Source organism: Rhodococcus sp. H29-C3 (genome assembly GCF_030063405.1).
In the GTDB taxonomy this organism is placed as follows: domain Bacteria; phylum Actinomycetota; class Actinomycetes; order Mycobacteriales; family Mycobacteriaceae; genus Rhodococcoides.
On record NZ_JASITC010000001.1, the window covers coordinates 801,607 to 816,247 of the forward strand.

The 14,641-nt window shown below is 63.0% G+C and carries 12 protein-coding genes; 4 read left to right on the top strand and 8 right to left on the bottom strand.

The window, feature by feature from the left end; genetic code table 11:
* Positions 1-14 precede the first annotated feature (14 nt).
* Positions 15-692 (top strand): GntR family transcriptional regulator, encoded by a 678-nt coding sequence (locus QMK32_RS03935; protein ID WP_283473083.1) that lies wholly within the window; start codon positions 15-17, stop codon positions 690-692.
* Between the two features lie 48 nt (positions 693-740).
* Here the strand turns inward: QMK32_RS03935 and QMK32_RS03940 are convergent, their stop codons facing one another.
* On the bottom strand, positions 741-2,897 hold the full coding sequence (locus QMK32_RS03940) for a 3-hydroxyacyl-CoA dehydrogenase NAD-binding domain-containing protein (protein ID WP_283473085.1): 2,157 nt from the start codon (positions 2,895-2,897) through the stop codon (positions 741-743).
* Between the two features lie 9 nt (positions 2,898-2,906).
* A complete protein-coding gene (locus QMK32_RS03945; RefSeq protein WP_283473185.1) occupies positions 2,907-4,118 on the bottom strand; it encodes an acetyl-CoA C-acetyltransferase in 1,212 nt (403 codons plus the stop codon).
* Positions 4,119-4,351: 233 nt separating this feature from the next.
* Here QMK32_RS03945 and QMK32_RS03950 point away from each other — a divergent pair, with 233 nt between their 5' ends.
* Positions 4,352-4,585: a hypothetical protein gene (locus QMK32_RS03950; RefSeq protein WP_269302249.1), complete on the top strand. Its 234-nt coding sequence runs from the start codon at positions 4,352-4,354 to the stop codon at positions 4,583-4,585.
* A gap of 74 nt (positions 4,586-4,659) precedes the next feature.
* Here QMK32_RS03950 and QMK32_RS03955 read toward each other — a convergent pair whose 3' ends face one another.
* From QMK32_RS03955 to phoU, 4 genes are all read right to left on the bottom strand, one after another.
* Positions 4,660-7,047 (bottom strand): DNA polymerase III subunit gamma and tau, encoded by a 2,388-nt coding sequence (locus tag QMK32_RS03955; protein WP_283473086.1) that lies wholly within the window; start codon positions 7,045-7,047, stop codon positions 4,660-4,662.
* A gap of 54 nt (positions 7,048-7,101) precedes the next feature.
* Entirely contained in the window at positions 7,102-9,024 is a 1,923-nt protein-coding gene (locus tag QMK32_RS03960) for a helicase-associated domain-containing protein (RefSeq protein ID WP_283473087.1), read from the bottom strand.
* Positions 9,021-9,596, bottom strand: a complete 576-nt coding sequence (locus QMK32_RS03965) for an HhH-GPD-type base excision DNA repair protein (protein ID WP_283473088.1) — start codon at positions 9,594-9,596, stop codon at positions 9,021-9,023. The genes QMK32_RS03960 and QMK32_RS03965 overlap by 4 nt, the downstream gene beginning before the upstream one ends.
* 79 nt (positions 9,597-9,675) lie before the next feature.
* Positions 9,676-10,329 carry a phosphate signaling complex protein PhoU gene (gene phoU, locus QMK32_RS03970; RefSeq protein WP_283473089.1) on the bottom strand — a complete coding sequence of 218 codons (654 nt, stop codon included), beginning with the start codon at positions 10,327-10,329 and terminating at the stop codon, positions 9,676-9,678.
* A gap of 163 nt (positions 10,330-10,492) precedes the next feature.
* Here phoU and QMK32_RS03975 point away from each other — a divergent pair, with 163 nt between their 5' ends.
* Positions 10,493-10,822, top strand: a complete 330-nt coding sequence (locus tag QMK32_RS03975; RefSeq protein WP_269302240.1) for a YnfA family protein — start codon at positions 10,493-10,495, stop codon at positions 10,820-10,822.
* Positions 10,823-10,848: 26 nt separating this feature from the next.
* Here QMK32_RS03975 and QMK32_RS03980 read toward each other — a convergent pair whose 3' ends face one another.
* Positions 10,849-12,156 carry a lipase family protein gene (locus QMK32_RS03980; protein ID WP_283473090.1) on the bottom strand — a complete coding sequence of 436 codons (1,308 nt, stop codon included), beginning with the start codon at positions 12,154-12,156 and terminating at the stop codon, positions 10,849-10,851.
* Positions 12,157-12,311: 155 nt separating this feature from the next.
* Positions 12,312-12,983, bottom strand: coding sequence for a TetR/AcrR family transcriptional regulator (locus tag QMK32_RS03985; protein WP_283473091.1), 672 nt, complete (start codon positions 12,981-12,983; stop codon positions 12,312-12,314).
* Positions 12,984-13,089: 106 nt separating this feature from the next.
* On the opposite strand from QMK32_RS03985, the gene QMK32_RS03990 reads away from it, so the two are divergent.
* Positions 13,090-14,613, top strand: coding sequence for an MFS transporter (locus QMK32_RS03990; RefSeq protein WP_283473094.1), 1,524 nt, complete (start codon positions 13,090-13,092; stop codon positions 14,611-14,613).
* Positions 14,614-14,641 lie beyond the last annotated feature (28 nt).

Genomic DNA, 14,641 nt, shown 5'->3' on the forward strand with positions numbered 1-14,641 from the left:
ATTGGCTGATCGTCATGGCAGGTAGAGCGCGCACAACTACCGCAGCATCAGCTCTGCGTCGGCGGCCACAGCTGTCCGAGGACGTTGCGGGCCATGTGCGGCATCTCGTCATGTCCGGAGAAGTCCGCCCCGGCGACTACATCCGATTGGACGAGACGGCGGCCGAACTCGGTGTCAGCGTCACGCCGGTTCGAGAGGCTTTGCTGACGCTTCGAGGCGAGGGAATGGTCGAACTCGTACCGCATCGCGGATACGTGGTCTCGGAACTGACTCCGGCCGACATCGTGGATATCTTTTGGCTGCAGGGCCGGATTGCCGTCGAGTTGGTTCGGCGCGCGGCACCGAAAATCGGCGAGTCAGAGATCGCCGAGCTGAGGCAGTTCAATGCGTCTTTGGCCGCCGCCGTGGCAAACGGCAGGGCCGAGGAAGTCGAAATCAACGAGTTCGAGTTCCACCGAGTAATCAACAGACTGGCCGAGGCGAGCAAGTTGGCGTGGTTTCTCAACAACGCGACTCGCTACACCCCCACCCGCCTCTATGCGTCGGACCCCGAATGGGGCCGCGCGGCCGTGCGCAACCACGAGCAGCTGATCGAGGCCCTGGACGCCGGCGACGTCGATGCGGCCTGCACTTTGATGCGCAAGCAATTCACCGACGGCGCCGAGCGTTTGGTCGCGTACCGCGACGTGTGAGTGGGGATACGTCGTGTATGACGTATCCCCACTCGCACGTTTGTCCTACTAGGAGCGGAGCGAGTCCGGCGCTGTGAACCGCTCGCCGTACTTGGCCGCGAGCTCGTCGGCGCGCGCAACGAAGCCCGCCTGACCACCCTTGTAGCCGACGATGTACTGGTGTACGCCGCCGGTCCAGGCTGGGTACCCGATGCCGAAGATGGACCCGATGTTGGCGTCGGCCGTGGAAGTCAGCACGCCTTCGTCGAAGCACTTCTGCGTCTCGAGTGCCTCGATGAAGAGCATGCGCTCGATGAGATCCTCGAACGGAGCTTCCGAGGTACCCGACTTGAACGCATCACGCAGTCCGGGCCACAGGCCGGTGCGCTTACCGTCGGCGTACTCGTAGAAGCCTGCACCCTTGAGCTTGCTGGGACGCTCGAACTCGTCGACCATCTTGTTGATGACCGCACCAGCCGGATCCTCAGCAGGAGTGCCGCCTGCGGCGATCACCGAGTCCGCGGTTTCCTTGCGGATCTTCTGCATCAGCGTCAGCGTCAGCTCGTCCGAGAGCTGCAGCGGCGCTGCAGGGTAGCCCGCTTGCAGACCGGCCTGCTCGATGGATGCCGGCTCGACACCCTCGCCGAGCATCGCGATTGCCTCGTTGATGAAGGTGCCGATGACGCGCGAGGTGAAGAATCCACGGCTGTCGTTGACAACGATCGGGGTCTTCTTGATGAGCTGGACCAGGTCGAATGCCTTTGCCAAAGCGGCGTCCGACGTCTTCTCACCGCGAATGATCTCCACGAGCGGCATCTTGTCGACCGGGCTGAAGAAGTGGATCCCGATGAAGTCTTCCTGGCGCTTGATTCCCTTCGCCAGGCTCGTGATCGGCAGCGTCGAGGTGTTCGAGCCGAGCAACGACGTCGGATCGACGAGGTCCTCGATCTCCTGGAACACCTTCTGCTTGAGCTCCTCGGACTCGAAGACGGCCTCGATGACGAGATCGGCGCCTTCGACATCCTTGGCATCGGCGGTCGGGTGGATCCGAGCCAGCAGTGCGTCGGACTTCTCCTGGGTGGTCTTCCCACGCGAGAGTGCCTTGGCCTCGATGGCCTCGGAGTACGCCTTACCCTTCTGCGCAGACTCGATGGCTACGTCCTTGAGCACGACGTCGATGCCGGCCTTTGCGCACACGTAGGCAATTCCGGCGCCCATCATGCCTGCACCGAGGACTGCGACCTTGGTGAACTTCGTCTTCTCGATGCCGTCCGGACGCGACTTGCCTGCATTGATCGCCTGAATGTCGAAGAAGAACGCCTGAATCATGTTCTTCGAGATCTGCCCGGTGACCAACTCGGTGAAGTACCGCGACTCGATCGTCGACGCGTTGTCGAAGTCGACCTGGGCCCCTTCGACTGCAGCGGCGAGGATTGCACGCGGCGCGGGCATCGGTGCACCCTTGAGCTGCTTGCGCAGGTTCGAGGGGAAGGCAGGCAGAACCGCGGCCATCGCTGGACTCGACGGTGTTCCACCTGGAATCTTGTAGCCCTTGACGTCCCAAGGAGCGATGCCGCCCTCTGGGTTGGCCTTGATCCACGCCTTGGCGGCCGGTACGAGCGCGTCGATGCTGTCGACGAGTTCGTGGACGAGACCGATCTCGAGCGCCTTGTCGGGACGGAATCGGGTGCCCTGGGCGAGGACCGTCATGAAGCCGGTCTGGATGCCGAGGAGGCGGGTGATGCGCGTGACGCCACCGCCACCGGGAAGCAGTCCGAGGGAGACCTCGGGGAGGCCGAGCTGGACTCCGGATACGTTCGCCGCAATACGGTGATGCGTTGCGAGTGCGATTTCGAAACCACCGCCGAGTGCAGCACCGTTGATGGCTGCGACGACGGGCTTGCCGAGCTTCTCTATGCGGCGCAGCTGCGCTTTGAGGTTCTGGGCCTCGTCGAACACCTGCTGTGCGTCGTCGGGTCCGATCTTCATCATGTTCTTCAGGTCGCCACCGGCGAAGAAGGTCTTCTTCGCGGAGGTGATGACTACACCCGTGATCGAGTCCTTTTCGGCTTCGAGACGGTCGATGGTGGTGGCCATCGAGTCCTTGTACAGCTGGTTCATCGTGTTGGCGCCCTGGTTGGGGTCGTCCATCGTGAGCACGACGATGCCGTCGGAGTCCTGCTCCCACTTGATCATGTTGTCTTTGCTTGCTTCAGTGTTTGTCATGTCTTCGCCTCAGACTCGCTCGATGATGGTGGCAACGCCCATGCCGCCGCCGATGCACAGGGTGATGAGTGCGTAACGGCCGCCGCGGCGCTCGAGCTCGTCGAGCACAGTTCCGGTGATCATGGCTCCGGTGGCGCCCAGCGGGTGCCCCATAGCGATAGCTCCGCCGTTGACGTTGAGCTTCTCGTTCGGGATGTTCAGGTCCTTCTGGAACCGCAGCACGACCGAGGCGAACGCCTCGTTCAACTCGAAGAGATCGATGTCGTCGACGGTCAAGCCTGCCGCCGCAAGAGCCTTCTTCGCTGCCGGTGTCGGTCCGGTGAGCATGATGGTGGTGTCGGCGCCGCTCGTCGCGGTTGCTACGACACGCGCTCGCGGAACCAGATTGAGGTCTTTGCCTGCCTGCTCGCTGCCGACAAGAACGAGGGCTGCACCGTCGACGATTCCGGAGCTGTTACCACCGGTGTGCACGTGATTGATCTTGTCGATCCAGTGGTACTTCTGCAGCGCGACGTCGTCGAATCCGCCCATGGCGGCAACTCCGGCGAACGCCGGGTTCAGCTTGCCGAGCGATTCGACGGTGCTGCCCGGACGCATGTGCTCGTCCTGATCGAGGATGAGCAGACCATTCTGATCGGTGACGGGCACGACCGACTTGGCGAAGTATCCACCCGACCATGCTGCTGCCGCGCGCTCCTGCGACTGCACTGCGTATGCGTCGACGTCTTCGCGAGTGAAGCCCTCGATCGTCGCGATCAGGTCGGCGCCGATCCCCTGCGGGGCGAAGTAGGTGTCGTAGTTGGTGGCCGGATCCATCGCCCACGCGCCACCGTCGCTACCCATCGGAACACGAGACATCGATTCGACGCCGCCTGCGATCACGAGCTCATCCCAGCCGGAGCGCACCTTCTGTGCGGCGAGGTTGATTGCTTCGAGACCGGAAGCGCAGAACCGGTTGAGCTGGAATCCGCCCACGGTGTCCGGCATCTTCGCGGCGAGAACGGCGGTGCGGGCGATGTCCATACCCTGATCGCCTACCGGCGACACGACGCCCAGGATCAGGTCCGAGATGCGGTTCTCGTCCAGATCCGGGAATCGACGACGAAGTTCGTCGATCAGCCCGGTAACCAGCGAGAGCGGCTTCACGGAATGCAGCGAGCCGTTCTTCCCTTTACCGCGCGGGGTTCTGATGGCTTCGTAAATGAACGCCTCTGTAGTCACAGCGTGCAGTTCCTTCCACGTACTGATTTCGGTGGCAGCGCCGGTCAGGACGCTGCAGGACACGAGGAATACACCTCGGCTGTGTACAGACTAGAACGTGTTACCGCAGAAGCGACAGGACCTAAACGAGCATTGTCTGTGACCGAACGGGCAGTTTGGGTTTCGAAGGTGCTGGGTAGACCTACAATCGACATAGCGGGGGGATATTTGTGGAAGATCAGGAGTTGATGTCCATGGACACCCAGCAGCCCGTTGCTGTCGGCGCACATGTGAAGGTCCGTTACAGCTCCGATGCCGAGCTCTCGCGCGAGCAGTGGCCAAAAGAGTCCGGCGTGGTCAAGGAAGACTTCGGCGACCAACAGGCCTCCGTGACAGATCGTGGCTGGGCTCTCGCCCGTCGATATGCGGTCGCACTCGACGACGGACGCCTCGTATTCGTAGATCCGGAAGATATCGAGCCGGCCTAGCTCCTTGCTGTCGAGTGCACAATTCAGCACTCGGCGACAACTTCGCCTGAGCGGTTTCTCCGTTACAAGCAGCGCTACTCCTTCAGAGGAGTTCCGCCCAGTTGGGTTTGGATCAACTCCAGCGCCACGGTATCCGGATCGCGCCTGATCGACGGATCCGCTGGCTCCGCGGCCGCCTTCATGAGCTCTTCCTCGTCCTCAGCGGTTTCCGGCGGTGGCGGACCTGTCGGCTCGGGGTCGTCAGGGTAGTCCGGCGCTTCAGGTGGCGGAATATCTTCGTACCCCGATCCATCCCCCGCCGACCCGAACGCATCTTCGGTCGTTCGCGCCGTCTTGTTGCTCTGGCTCGGTCGTGAGAATTTCGTCGACGGGGCTTTCGGAGCCTCGGGACCACCCTTTGATACCGTGGCCTCTTCGGTCGGTGCAGTCGCACCCACGACGCAGGTCACAGCCCAATCGACTCCGAACACATCACGCAATGCGTCGCGAATGACATCGGCGTTTCGCGGTTCCCCAAGCCTCTTGGCCAGCGGAGCCGAGTCGTGGCCGAGGGTGATCGAATCGATGTCGACGGCGCGCACCGACGCCCCGGACAACATGACCTCGACCGTACGGCTGCGCTCACGAACCTTGGTCCTGACCTCGGACCACACCGCACGTACCGCCGCCGCGTCGGGTTGATTCGACTCTGCGACGGGAGCCGGCGCGGGCTCAGGCTCAGTCACAACCGGCTCACTGGCAACGGGTTCACCGACAACCGGCTCAGTGACAACCGGCTCACTGACAACCGGCTCGACTACAGCTGAAGGCTCGGGCTTGGATTCAGTCTCGGGCTCTCGCTCCGGCTGAGATACAAGAGCCGGCTCGGGCACCGAAGGCGACTCGTGACTGGTGACGAGCGCAGGCTCCGCACTCGGTTCGGGCACAGCATTCGGCATTGGCTCCGCCACGTGGACCGGCTCGGGCTCAGGCTGCCATTCCGGCTGTGGTTCCGGCTCGGGCTGTGGTTCCGGCTCGGGCTGTGGTTCCGGCTCGGGCTGTGGTTCCGGCTCCGGCGTCACGATGGGCGCCGGCACGGTCACCGAAGGCGGGGACGTGGGCGTGGGCGTGGCAGGTGCCGCAGCGGGCGTAGGTGCAGGCACGGCTGGCGTAGGTGCCTCAGCCACGGGCCGTTGCGAGGGGCGGACGAACTTCGACGGAGTGTCCTCCACCGGGGCCGTTGGTGCCGACGCCTCGATCCGCCTAGGGGCCGCATTTTCGACGACCGCGGCCCGATCGACCGCGGCCTGCTCACCGGCGGGAAGGGTCACGTCGAGACGCCGTTCCAGACGCTCGAGACGTTGCAGCACAGCAGATTCGGCGTCGGAAGCGGACGGCAGAAGCATGCGTGCACACATCACCTCGAGGAGAAGTCGCGGTGCAGTGGCGCCACGCATCTCCCCCAATCCGGAGTGCACGATTTCCGCGTACCGCGCCAAGGTTGCCGAGCCGATGCGCGTCGACTCGTCACGGAGTCGTTCGAGCACGTCGCCAGGCACATCGACCAGACCGCGTTCCCCGGCGTCGGGCACGGCACGCATCAGGATAAGGTCGCGCAGCCGTTCGAGGAGGTCAGCGGCGAACCTGCGGGGGTCGTGACCGGCGTCGACGACCTTGTCGATGGTGCCGAAAAGGGAGCCACCGTCGCCGGCTGCGAGAGCGTCGACTGCCTCGTCGATCAAAGCGACATCGGTGACTCCGAGCAAGGACAACGCCCGCGGGTACGTCACGCCCTCCGGACCAGCGCCCGCGAGAAGCTGATCCAACACGCTCAGCGAGTCACGCGGCGATCCACCTCCTGCCCGGATGACGAGCGGAAACACTGGATCCGCGACGATCGCGTTCTCCTGCGCACAGATCTTCTCGAGCAGTCCGCGCATGGTCGACGGGGGCAGCAACCGGAACGGGTAATGGTGCGTGCGTGACCGAATGGTCGGCAGCACCTTCTCCGGCTCGGTGGTGGCGAAAATGAAGACCAGGTGCTCCGGCGGCTCCTCGACCACCTTGAGCAGCGCGTTGAAGCCCGCCGTGGTCACCATGTGCGCCTCGTCGATGATGAAGATGACGTAGCGCGACTCAGCGGGTGCGTACACCGCTTTGTCCCGAAGATCACGAGCATCGTCGACGCCGCCGTGACTTGCTGCATCCATCTCTACGACGTCGAAGTTTCCGGGGCCACCCGGTGCGAGCGCGACACAGGAATTGCACACCCCACAAGGTGTGGAGGTAGGGCCCTCGGCGCAGTTCAACGACCGCGCGAGGATGCGTGCCGACGAAGTCTTGCCGCAGCCACGTGGGCCGGAGAAGAGGTAGGCGTGGTTGATTCGGTTGGAGTTGAGCGCCACACTCAAGGGCTCGGTGACGTGCTCCTGCCCGACAACCTCAGCGAACGTCGCAGGACGGTACTTCCGGTAGAGAGCCACGCCGAAAGGGTACCGGCGAGTGCCGACATCGGCGTCGATGGCCCAACCTCGAGTTCACAACCGCGGTGTCACGACCATCCGGATGTTCGAGATCTCGATACTCCGCCTGGTCTGCAACCGTTCCGACCAGGCATGCAACGTACCGGAATCGAGAAGGATGTCACCGATCGTGTCCTTGACGATGCCCACGCCCGCGGTAAGTACATCGACCGTCACCACGGTGCCGAGCGCGATGGCCCCAGCGAGGGCATCGGCATCTCGGGCCGGGAGGTGATGAACGGTCTTCACACGCGCAGCCAATCGGGCTACATCGACTTCGGCTGGAACACCTGTCACGAGGGCGCGCGCCAACTCCCCGACATCGGTGCGTTGCGGCAAGATGGGAACGATGCGCGGCTGTAGCGGTCGAGGTTCCATCCTGGCCACCTCTGTCGGTACGAAGTCGCCGGTGAGCACTGGGGCGTAGCCTGCGGATCGCAACGCCTCGAGCACCTTGTGCGCCGGTATCGACGGGACCAGGACTGAGTCATCGCACCTTTCGGCCTCGAACAGTGCGCGCGCATGAATCTCTGCAATGAGCGCGGCATCTCGAGACTCGATACGCCCGGACACCCCGTCGACGGTGATAGTCCCGTGCCTGCGCACGACGTCACGGATCAAGTATTCGAGTGACTGTGGCATTTCGGTCGATGCGGTTGCAGCCAAGCACTCGAGTAGTTCTTCGCCGGAGCTACCTCGATCGAGCCAGGCGCGGATCGATCGGTCGCTGAACCGCCAGGCCGACGCAGCACCGCGCGCTTCGCGGGTCGCTGCCCCCGTGAGAAGCAGCGAAACACGTTCGCTCACAGGTCCGGACACCACGGCAGTGAGATCGGGCAACAACCGCACTGCTGATTCTGCTCGGTGAACGAGCTCGTGCACCGCGGGTGCAAACACGGTCGCATCGACGGTAGTACCCAGCCTGCCGAGCAATAGTGACAGGTCTGTCGGAGCACCGTCGACGATGATCCCGAGTGCGGATGCCTCGCGCCACACGGCCGCGACATCACCGGCGTTTGCCTCGGCCGCGAACCGGGGCAGCTTCCACACCGTGTAGTCCACAGCCGAGTCGACGTCGAGAAAACCACCGTCCGGGATCGAGTCGATCATCCGTCGACGAAGCACCGCCGTCGACGGATTCGGAGCGATCGGACCGAGTGTCCGAGCACGCTTGCCGTTCGCTTGCAAGGAATTCGTTGCGGCGCCCTCCGACCACCACCACGCTTCCACAAATTTGGCGTATTTCGTTGCCCGATCCATCGATCGCCATTCGCCGTACTCGGTCGTGCATCGCAGGAGCGGGGCACGAGCTTCGACAAGACGCAGCTCGCCGGAGAGACCGAGAACCAGTTCGACGACGTCGACATCAGCACCGACGCCCTTGGCGAGCGTCCGAACCTCACGGCTCCCCACTCCCCCCGCCCTGACCGCTTTCACAGAGCCTGCATCGACTTCGACGAGCACTGCTTCGACGAGGTCGCAGAACCCGGCCACAGCAAGTTCCTGAGATTGCACATTCGCCGCGCCTCGCTCGACCAAGACTGGCTGCGACACTTCGAGGAGCGCGTGCAGATTCAGACGTTCTACGTCGTCGACGATGGAGGCGTAGCCCGCACCTACCGGCGAGCAGAGTCCGAGATCGATCAGCGATCCCACAGCACGATCTACATCGGACGTCGTGCAATGGATCCCCTCCGCGACCGCTGCGCCGATGTCCGAACGCGACATCGATTCGCCTCCAGCGAGTATCACGAGCAATGAGAGGGCACCCACGTCGAGTTCACGCATGGCGGCATCCAACGATCGATCCCGCCGCAGGAGGTGACCGAGTGCGGCATACGTGCGTGGCGGCGGATCGAGTGCCACGTCGAGACGCTTGTGGAGAAGGGAGGCCAGCGAGGCCTCGTCGAGGCTCTGCAGCCAGTGCTCATACGTCACTTGTTCTTGGCTGCTGCCTTGGCTGCCTTCTTGAATTCACGGACCTCGAGGAGCGACTTCTCGTCGACGACATCGGCAATCGACCGCCGCGATCCCTCGTCGCCGTAAGCGCCCGCGGCCTTGCGCCACCCGTCGGGCGTCACTCCCATCTGCTTGCCCAGCAACGCGAGAAAGATGCGGGCCTTCTGATCTCCGTACCCAGGCAAAGCCTTCAGCCGCTTCAGTACTTCGGGTCCGTCAGGACTCTCGCGGCGCCAGATCTGATCCGGGTTGCCGTCGTAGTTCTCGACCAGGTATTCCGCGAGTCCTTGAATGCGTTTGGCCATCGAAGCCGGAAAGCGATGTACTGCAGGCGTGGTGGCGCACACGGCCGCGAACTCCTCCGGGTCGGCCGTAGCGATGGTCTCGACGTCCAGATCGCCGAGACGGTCGACGAGCTTCTTGGGACCGGCGAATGCCGATTCCATCGGAACCTGCTGATCGAGAAGCATTCCGATCAGCAACGCGAAAGGGTCCTCGGCGAGCAGCGCATCGGCTTCGGGGTCGCCGACCAGGTGCAGAGTAGGAGACATGACTCCGATCCTCCCATGCGGCAGGAAATTCCGTTATCGGGTTCCAGCTGCGATGTCGTGGCCGAACAGTGTGGCTCGACTATGTCTCGTCGGACCGAAATTCACCTGTGACGAGAAAAATGACCCGCTCGGCAACCTCGACAGTGTGATCGGAGAACCGTTCATAGAATCGGCCGAGCAACGTGATGTCGACTGCAGCAGGAATGCCGTGCGGCCAGCCCGGTGCCGACGTCAGCGTGAACAAGCTCCGGTGGAGTTCGTCCATCGCTTCATCCTTGGTCTGCAGCTCGGCGGCCAATTCCGCGTCACGGGAGAGCAGAACCTTGCGAGTCGAATCCGCCTGTTCGACGGCGACGCGTCCCATCTCGGCGAACACTCTCTCCACCTCGACCGGTAGTACGTGCGCCGGGTGCCTGCGCCGTGCGAGCTCGGCGACGTGGATAGCCAACCCACCCATCCGTTGGAGATCGGCGACTATGTGAAGTCCACTGACCATGATCCGCAGGTCCAGCGCGACGGGCGACTGCAGCGCGAGGACACCGAAAGCTTGGTGCTCCCAGTCGGCTGCGGCTCGGTCGATTGCTTCCCTGCCGGAGATGGTGTGTTCGGCGACCGCGAGATCAGCGGTGAGCAGGGCTCGGGTAGCCGACTCCATCGCTGCCTCAGCGAGTCCGCACATCGATGCCAGATCGGCCGCAAGGGTCCCCAACGTGACGTTGTACTGCTCACGCATAGGTCACCTATCTCCGTTGGGCTTACTCGATTGACCTCGATCGATCATGATCATCCGCCGCCGTCCCTCGCTGTGTACGTACTTCACTCTGTTACCCGAGTGTTGATCCTCCTACACTTAGGAAACCTATGGCACTTCGGTGAACATATGGAATCGTGCACACGTGACGGTACTCAAATCCATCCTGTTGTTCGGCGTCGCCGCAGTGTTGGAGATCGGCGGGGCATGGCTGGTGTGGCAGGGAGTCAAAGAGCACCGCGGTTGGATCTGGGTCGGCGCAGGTGTCGTTGCGCTCGGTGCTTACGGCTTTGTCGCGACGCTGCAGCCGGACGCCAATTTCGGCCGCATCCTCGCCGCGTACGGCGGTGTCTTCGTCGCGGGATCTCTCGCCTGGGGAATGATTGCCGACGGTTTCGAGCCGGACAGGTGGGACGTGACGGGAGCAGTACTCTGCCTTCTCGGCGTCGCCGTGATCATGTACGGCCCGCGCTGACAGTGCACGGACCGTACATGATCACCTCAGCAATTCGACGGCGCCGGGACTCCGTAGAAACGATCCTTCATCCAGCTCTGCGCTTCGCCGAGTCCGAGTAGATCCGGAATCAGGTGTCCTGCACCAGATCCTGGAACAATGGCCGGAACCTGCGCACTACTGAGCTGAACGGTAGCGCCCTGACTGCACCAGTCAGCGGCAAGCTGCACAGCCTGGCCGTGCGGGACGATGTCATCGGAAGTGCCGGACTGGATGAGCACGGGTGCGTCCGGTGTCCGCTCGCCGATCTTGTTGGCCGCCAATATCTCTTGGGCCCTGGGTAGCCTGTCGAGAACAACCGACATCGGTTCGCCGGTGTTGGTGTACTCCTGCGTGCGATGCAACCCGACCGTCAGAATCGTGTCGCCGACACACTGATCCGCGACCTGTTTCAGCATCGCCTGGCCTGCGCCGTTGATGTTCTCGTCGAGGATCTGACGCAGATCGGGGTCGGATTCGAGCAAACCGTTGAGCGTGTACCCGATAACGCCGGTGAGGATGGTGCCGTCCACCTGTTCGAGTGTCGACTTCAGATCAGCAGGCGGAGCCCCTGCGTACGTTCCGACGATGTTCAGTTCGGGCGCGTACTCGGATGCGAGCTCTGCACCGGACGCCGCCGCGCCACCACCCTGCGAGTAGCCGTACAGCCCGACCGGTCCATCGGTGGAAATCTTTGTGCCGGAAAGACTCTGCGCCGCCCGAGCAGCATCGAGAACAGCATATCCTTCGGCAGCGCGGTTGACGTAAGTGTGCGCACCCGGGGTGCCGAGCCCCTCGTAGTCGGTGATGACGACGCCATACCCCCGAGACAGCAACGCGTACGCGGCGAGCACTTCGTACTCCACCATGGCGTCGAACGGCGGCGTGTAGGTGATGAGGTTGTTCAACATCTTCGATGGCGCACACTGGTCGCCCTGCCCCTGCGTACCAGGCGCGAGACTCACGAGTGGTCGCGGGCCCGGGCCGGTCCAGTCTGCTGCCGGATCGATGTAGGTGCCCGTCACTGCGATCGGATCACCGTTGGAGTCATTGCTGCGGTACATGATTCGAGTTGCCTCGCCGGGGAGTGTCCCACCGATGGTGGGCACCGAGATCGCCAAACTCGAGGGCTCGGAGCGAATGACGTCTCCGGCGTCGCCGTCGGGCAGCGGGCTCGGAGGTAGGTAGAAGTCGGACTCCACCGTCGATCCGGTCGATGAACCCGATGGCGGCTGAGCCGACGCCAAGGGCGTCATCGCTGTTGCTGCCAGCAGAACGGCTCCGACGGCCGGTCCGACTACCCGTGACGCTCGCATGCATTACCCCCATAGGTCCACTGTCGCCGCCGTTATTACTAGGCAGTAGCAACACTCGTGACGGACCATACGTGATGTACAGCACAGGCGAAAGACTGATGGTTCAACCCACCGCGCACCGGCGTGAACCTTGTGAACAATCACAAAAAAACAGATCAGCGGCGACGGCGATGCATTGCAGCTTTGGCCGAGTCGAGCTCGACCCCGGTGAGTGCACGACCAGGTAGAGCGGTCGCCGCACCGGGTTCGGATCGGAGCCCGTCGAGGACCACGGTGAAATAGCGTCGCCAATTGCCGGAGTCCACCGCAGAGGTGAATTCGGCACCTGCGGAGACCATGCCGATCAGTGGGAAAATATCGTTGACCTCGACGTCGGCGCGAAGCTGGCCCGATGCCTTCGCTCGGAGGACGATCTTCTCGACAAAGGGCTCGAGCCGCTCGCGCACCTGCGCGATCCCCTCGCAGCCCTCGTCTGTACCGAGTACGACCTCACCGAGACCCCGGTCCGCGGTCATCCCTTCACACAATCGATCGAGGAACGCGACAAGGCCCTCCCACGGGTCGGAGGCGGTCAACGCCTCCTCTGCAAGCACGACCATTTCCTCGAGCCGTTGTTCGAAGACACCATCGATGAGCTCTTCTTTGCACGAGAAGCGCCGATAGACGGTTCCGACGCCCACCTTCGCATGATCGGCGACGTCGTCGAGAGTGATGTCGATTCCGCGCAATGCGAACAGCTCGCGAGCGGCCTCGACGATGCGTTTGCGGTTTCGTTCCGCGTCGGCCCGAAGCGGCTTCTTTGCCCCTGTGTCGGCTCTCACACCCATTGAATGTCCGTTTCACCCGATAAGCGGAGGACTACCCTCCACTTAGCTGCTACCTTTGGTCGATAACCGGAGAGTACACCTCCGCATAGTCGACAGAAGGACGAACATGACCGCATTGTCTTCGGATAGCGTCGAGACATCGACGTCACCGGCCTCGGAAGAAACTGCTGACGCAAAATCACATCGCGTTCGCTGGCTGGTTCTCGCCACCCTCGGCCTGGCTCAGCTCATGGTCGTGCTGGACGCGACCATCGTGAACATCGCGCTGCCGGCGGCCCAGCTCGATCTCGGCTTCGACAACAGCAACCGCTCTTGGATCATCACCGCATACGCGCTGGCCTTCGGCAGTCTTCTGCTCCTCGGCGGACGACTCAGCGATCTGTTCGGTCGTCGCAACACCTTCCTCATCGGGCTCGTCGGGTTCGCGCTCATGTCCGCGGTCGGGGGCGCATCGGTGAACTTCGGAATGCTCGTCGCAGCTCGCGCAGGCCAGGGCGTATTCGGTGCACTTCTCGCACCGGCGGCACTGTCGCTGCTGGCAACCACGTTCACGGATCCGAAGGAGCGAGCGAAAGCATTCGGCATCTTCGGTGCAATCGCCGGTGGCGGTGGCGCGTTGGGCCTGTTGCTCGGCGGCATACTGACCGAGTGGGCGACCTGGCGCTGGAGCCTCTACGTCAACCTGATCTTCGCCGGGGTGGCGTTTATCGCCGGATTCATCCTGCTGGCCAAGCATGCGGTCACCACCAGGCCCAAGCTCGACATTCCGGGAACAGTCACCGTCTCGGCCGCGCTGTTCGCCATCGTCTACGGTTTCGCACACGCAGAATCCGACGGCTGGGGCAACACGGTCACCCTTGCGTTCCTCATCATCGGTACAGCATTGCTCGGAGTGTTCGTCGTCCTGCAGCGACGCGTCGCGCATCCTCTGCTGCCACTGCGCATCATCCTCGACCGGACACGCGCCGGGTCATTCCTCGCTGTCTTCGTCACCGGCGCAGGCATGTTCGCGGTGTTCCTCTTCCTCACCTATTACATGCAGAGCACACTCGGCTACACACCGATCACCACCGGATTCGCATTCATGCCGATGATCGGCGCGTTGATAGTGACCGCAACTGTCTCGACGGGAGTGATCCTGCCGCGATTCGGCCCCCGGGTACTGATTCCGACGGGCCTGCTGATCGCCGGGGTCGGAATGAGTCTCCTGACTCAGGTTTCACTGGACAGCACCTACCCGATGCACATTCTGCCCGGCTTGATCATCATGGGCCTCGGACTCGGCGCCTCCATGGCTCCGGCCTTTCAGAGTGCGATTTCCGGGGTGAATCTCGACGACTCGGGTGTCGCCTCCGCCACGGTCAACACCATGCAGCAGATCGGCGGCTCGATCGGTACGGCACTGCTCAGTACCGTCGCAGCGAGCGCCGCAGCCACGTACGTCACAGACAATGTGGCGACGGCATCGAGTCCGGCGTTACTGCAGGCCAACGCCGAACTCGCCAGCTACACAACGACGTTCTGGTGGGCAAGTGGGATCTTCCTGCTGGGCGCGGTCGTCACGGGGTTCCTGTTGCGACCGGGCCTACTCGCCGAAGCGCCAGAAGGCGCGGTAGTAATCGGTCACTGAGCGACTACGCCAAAGCTGAATGGAATAC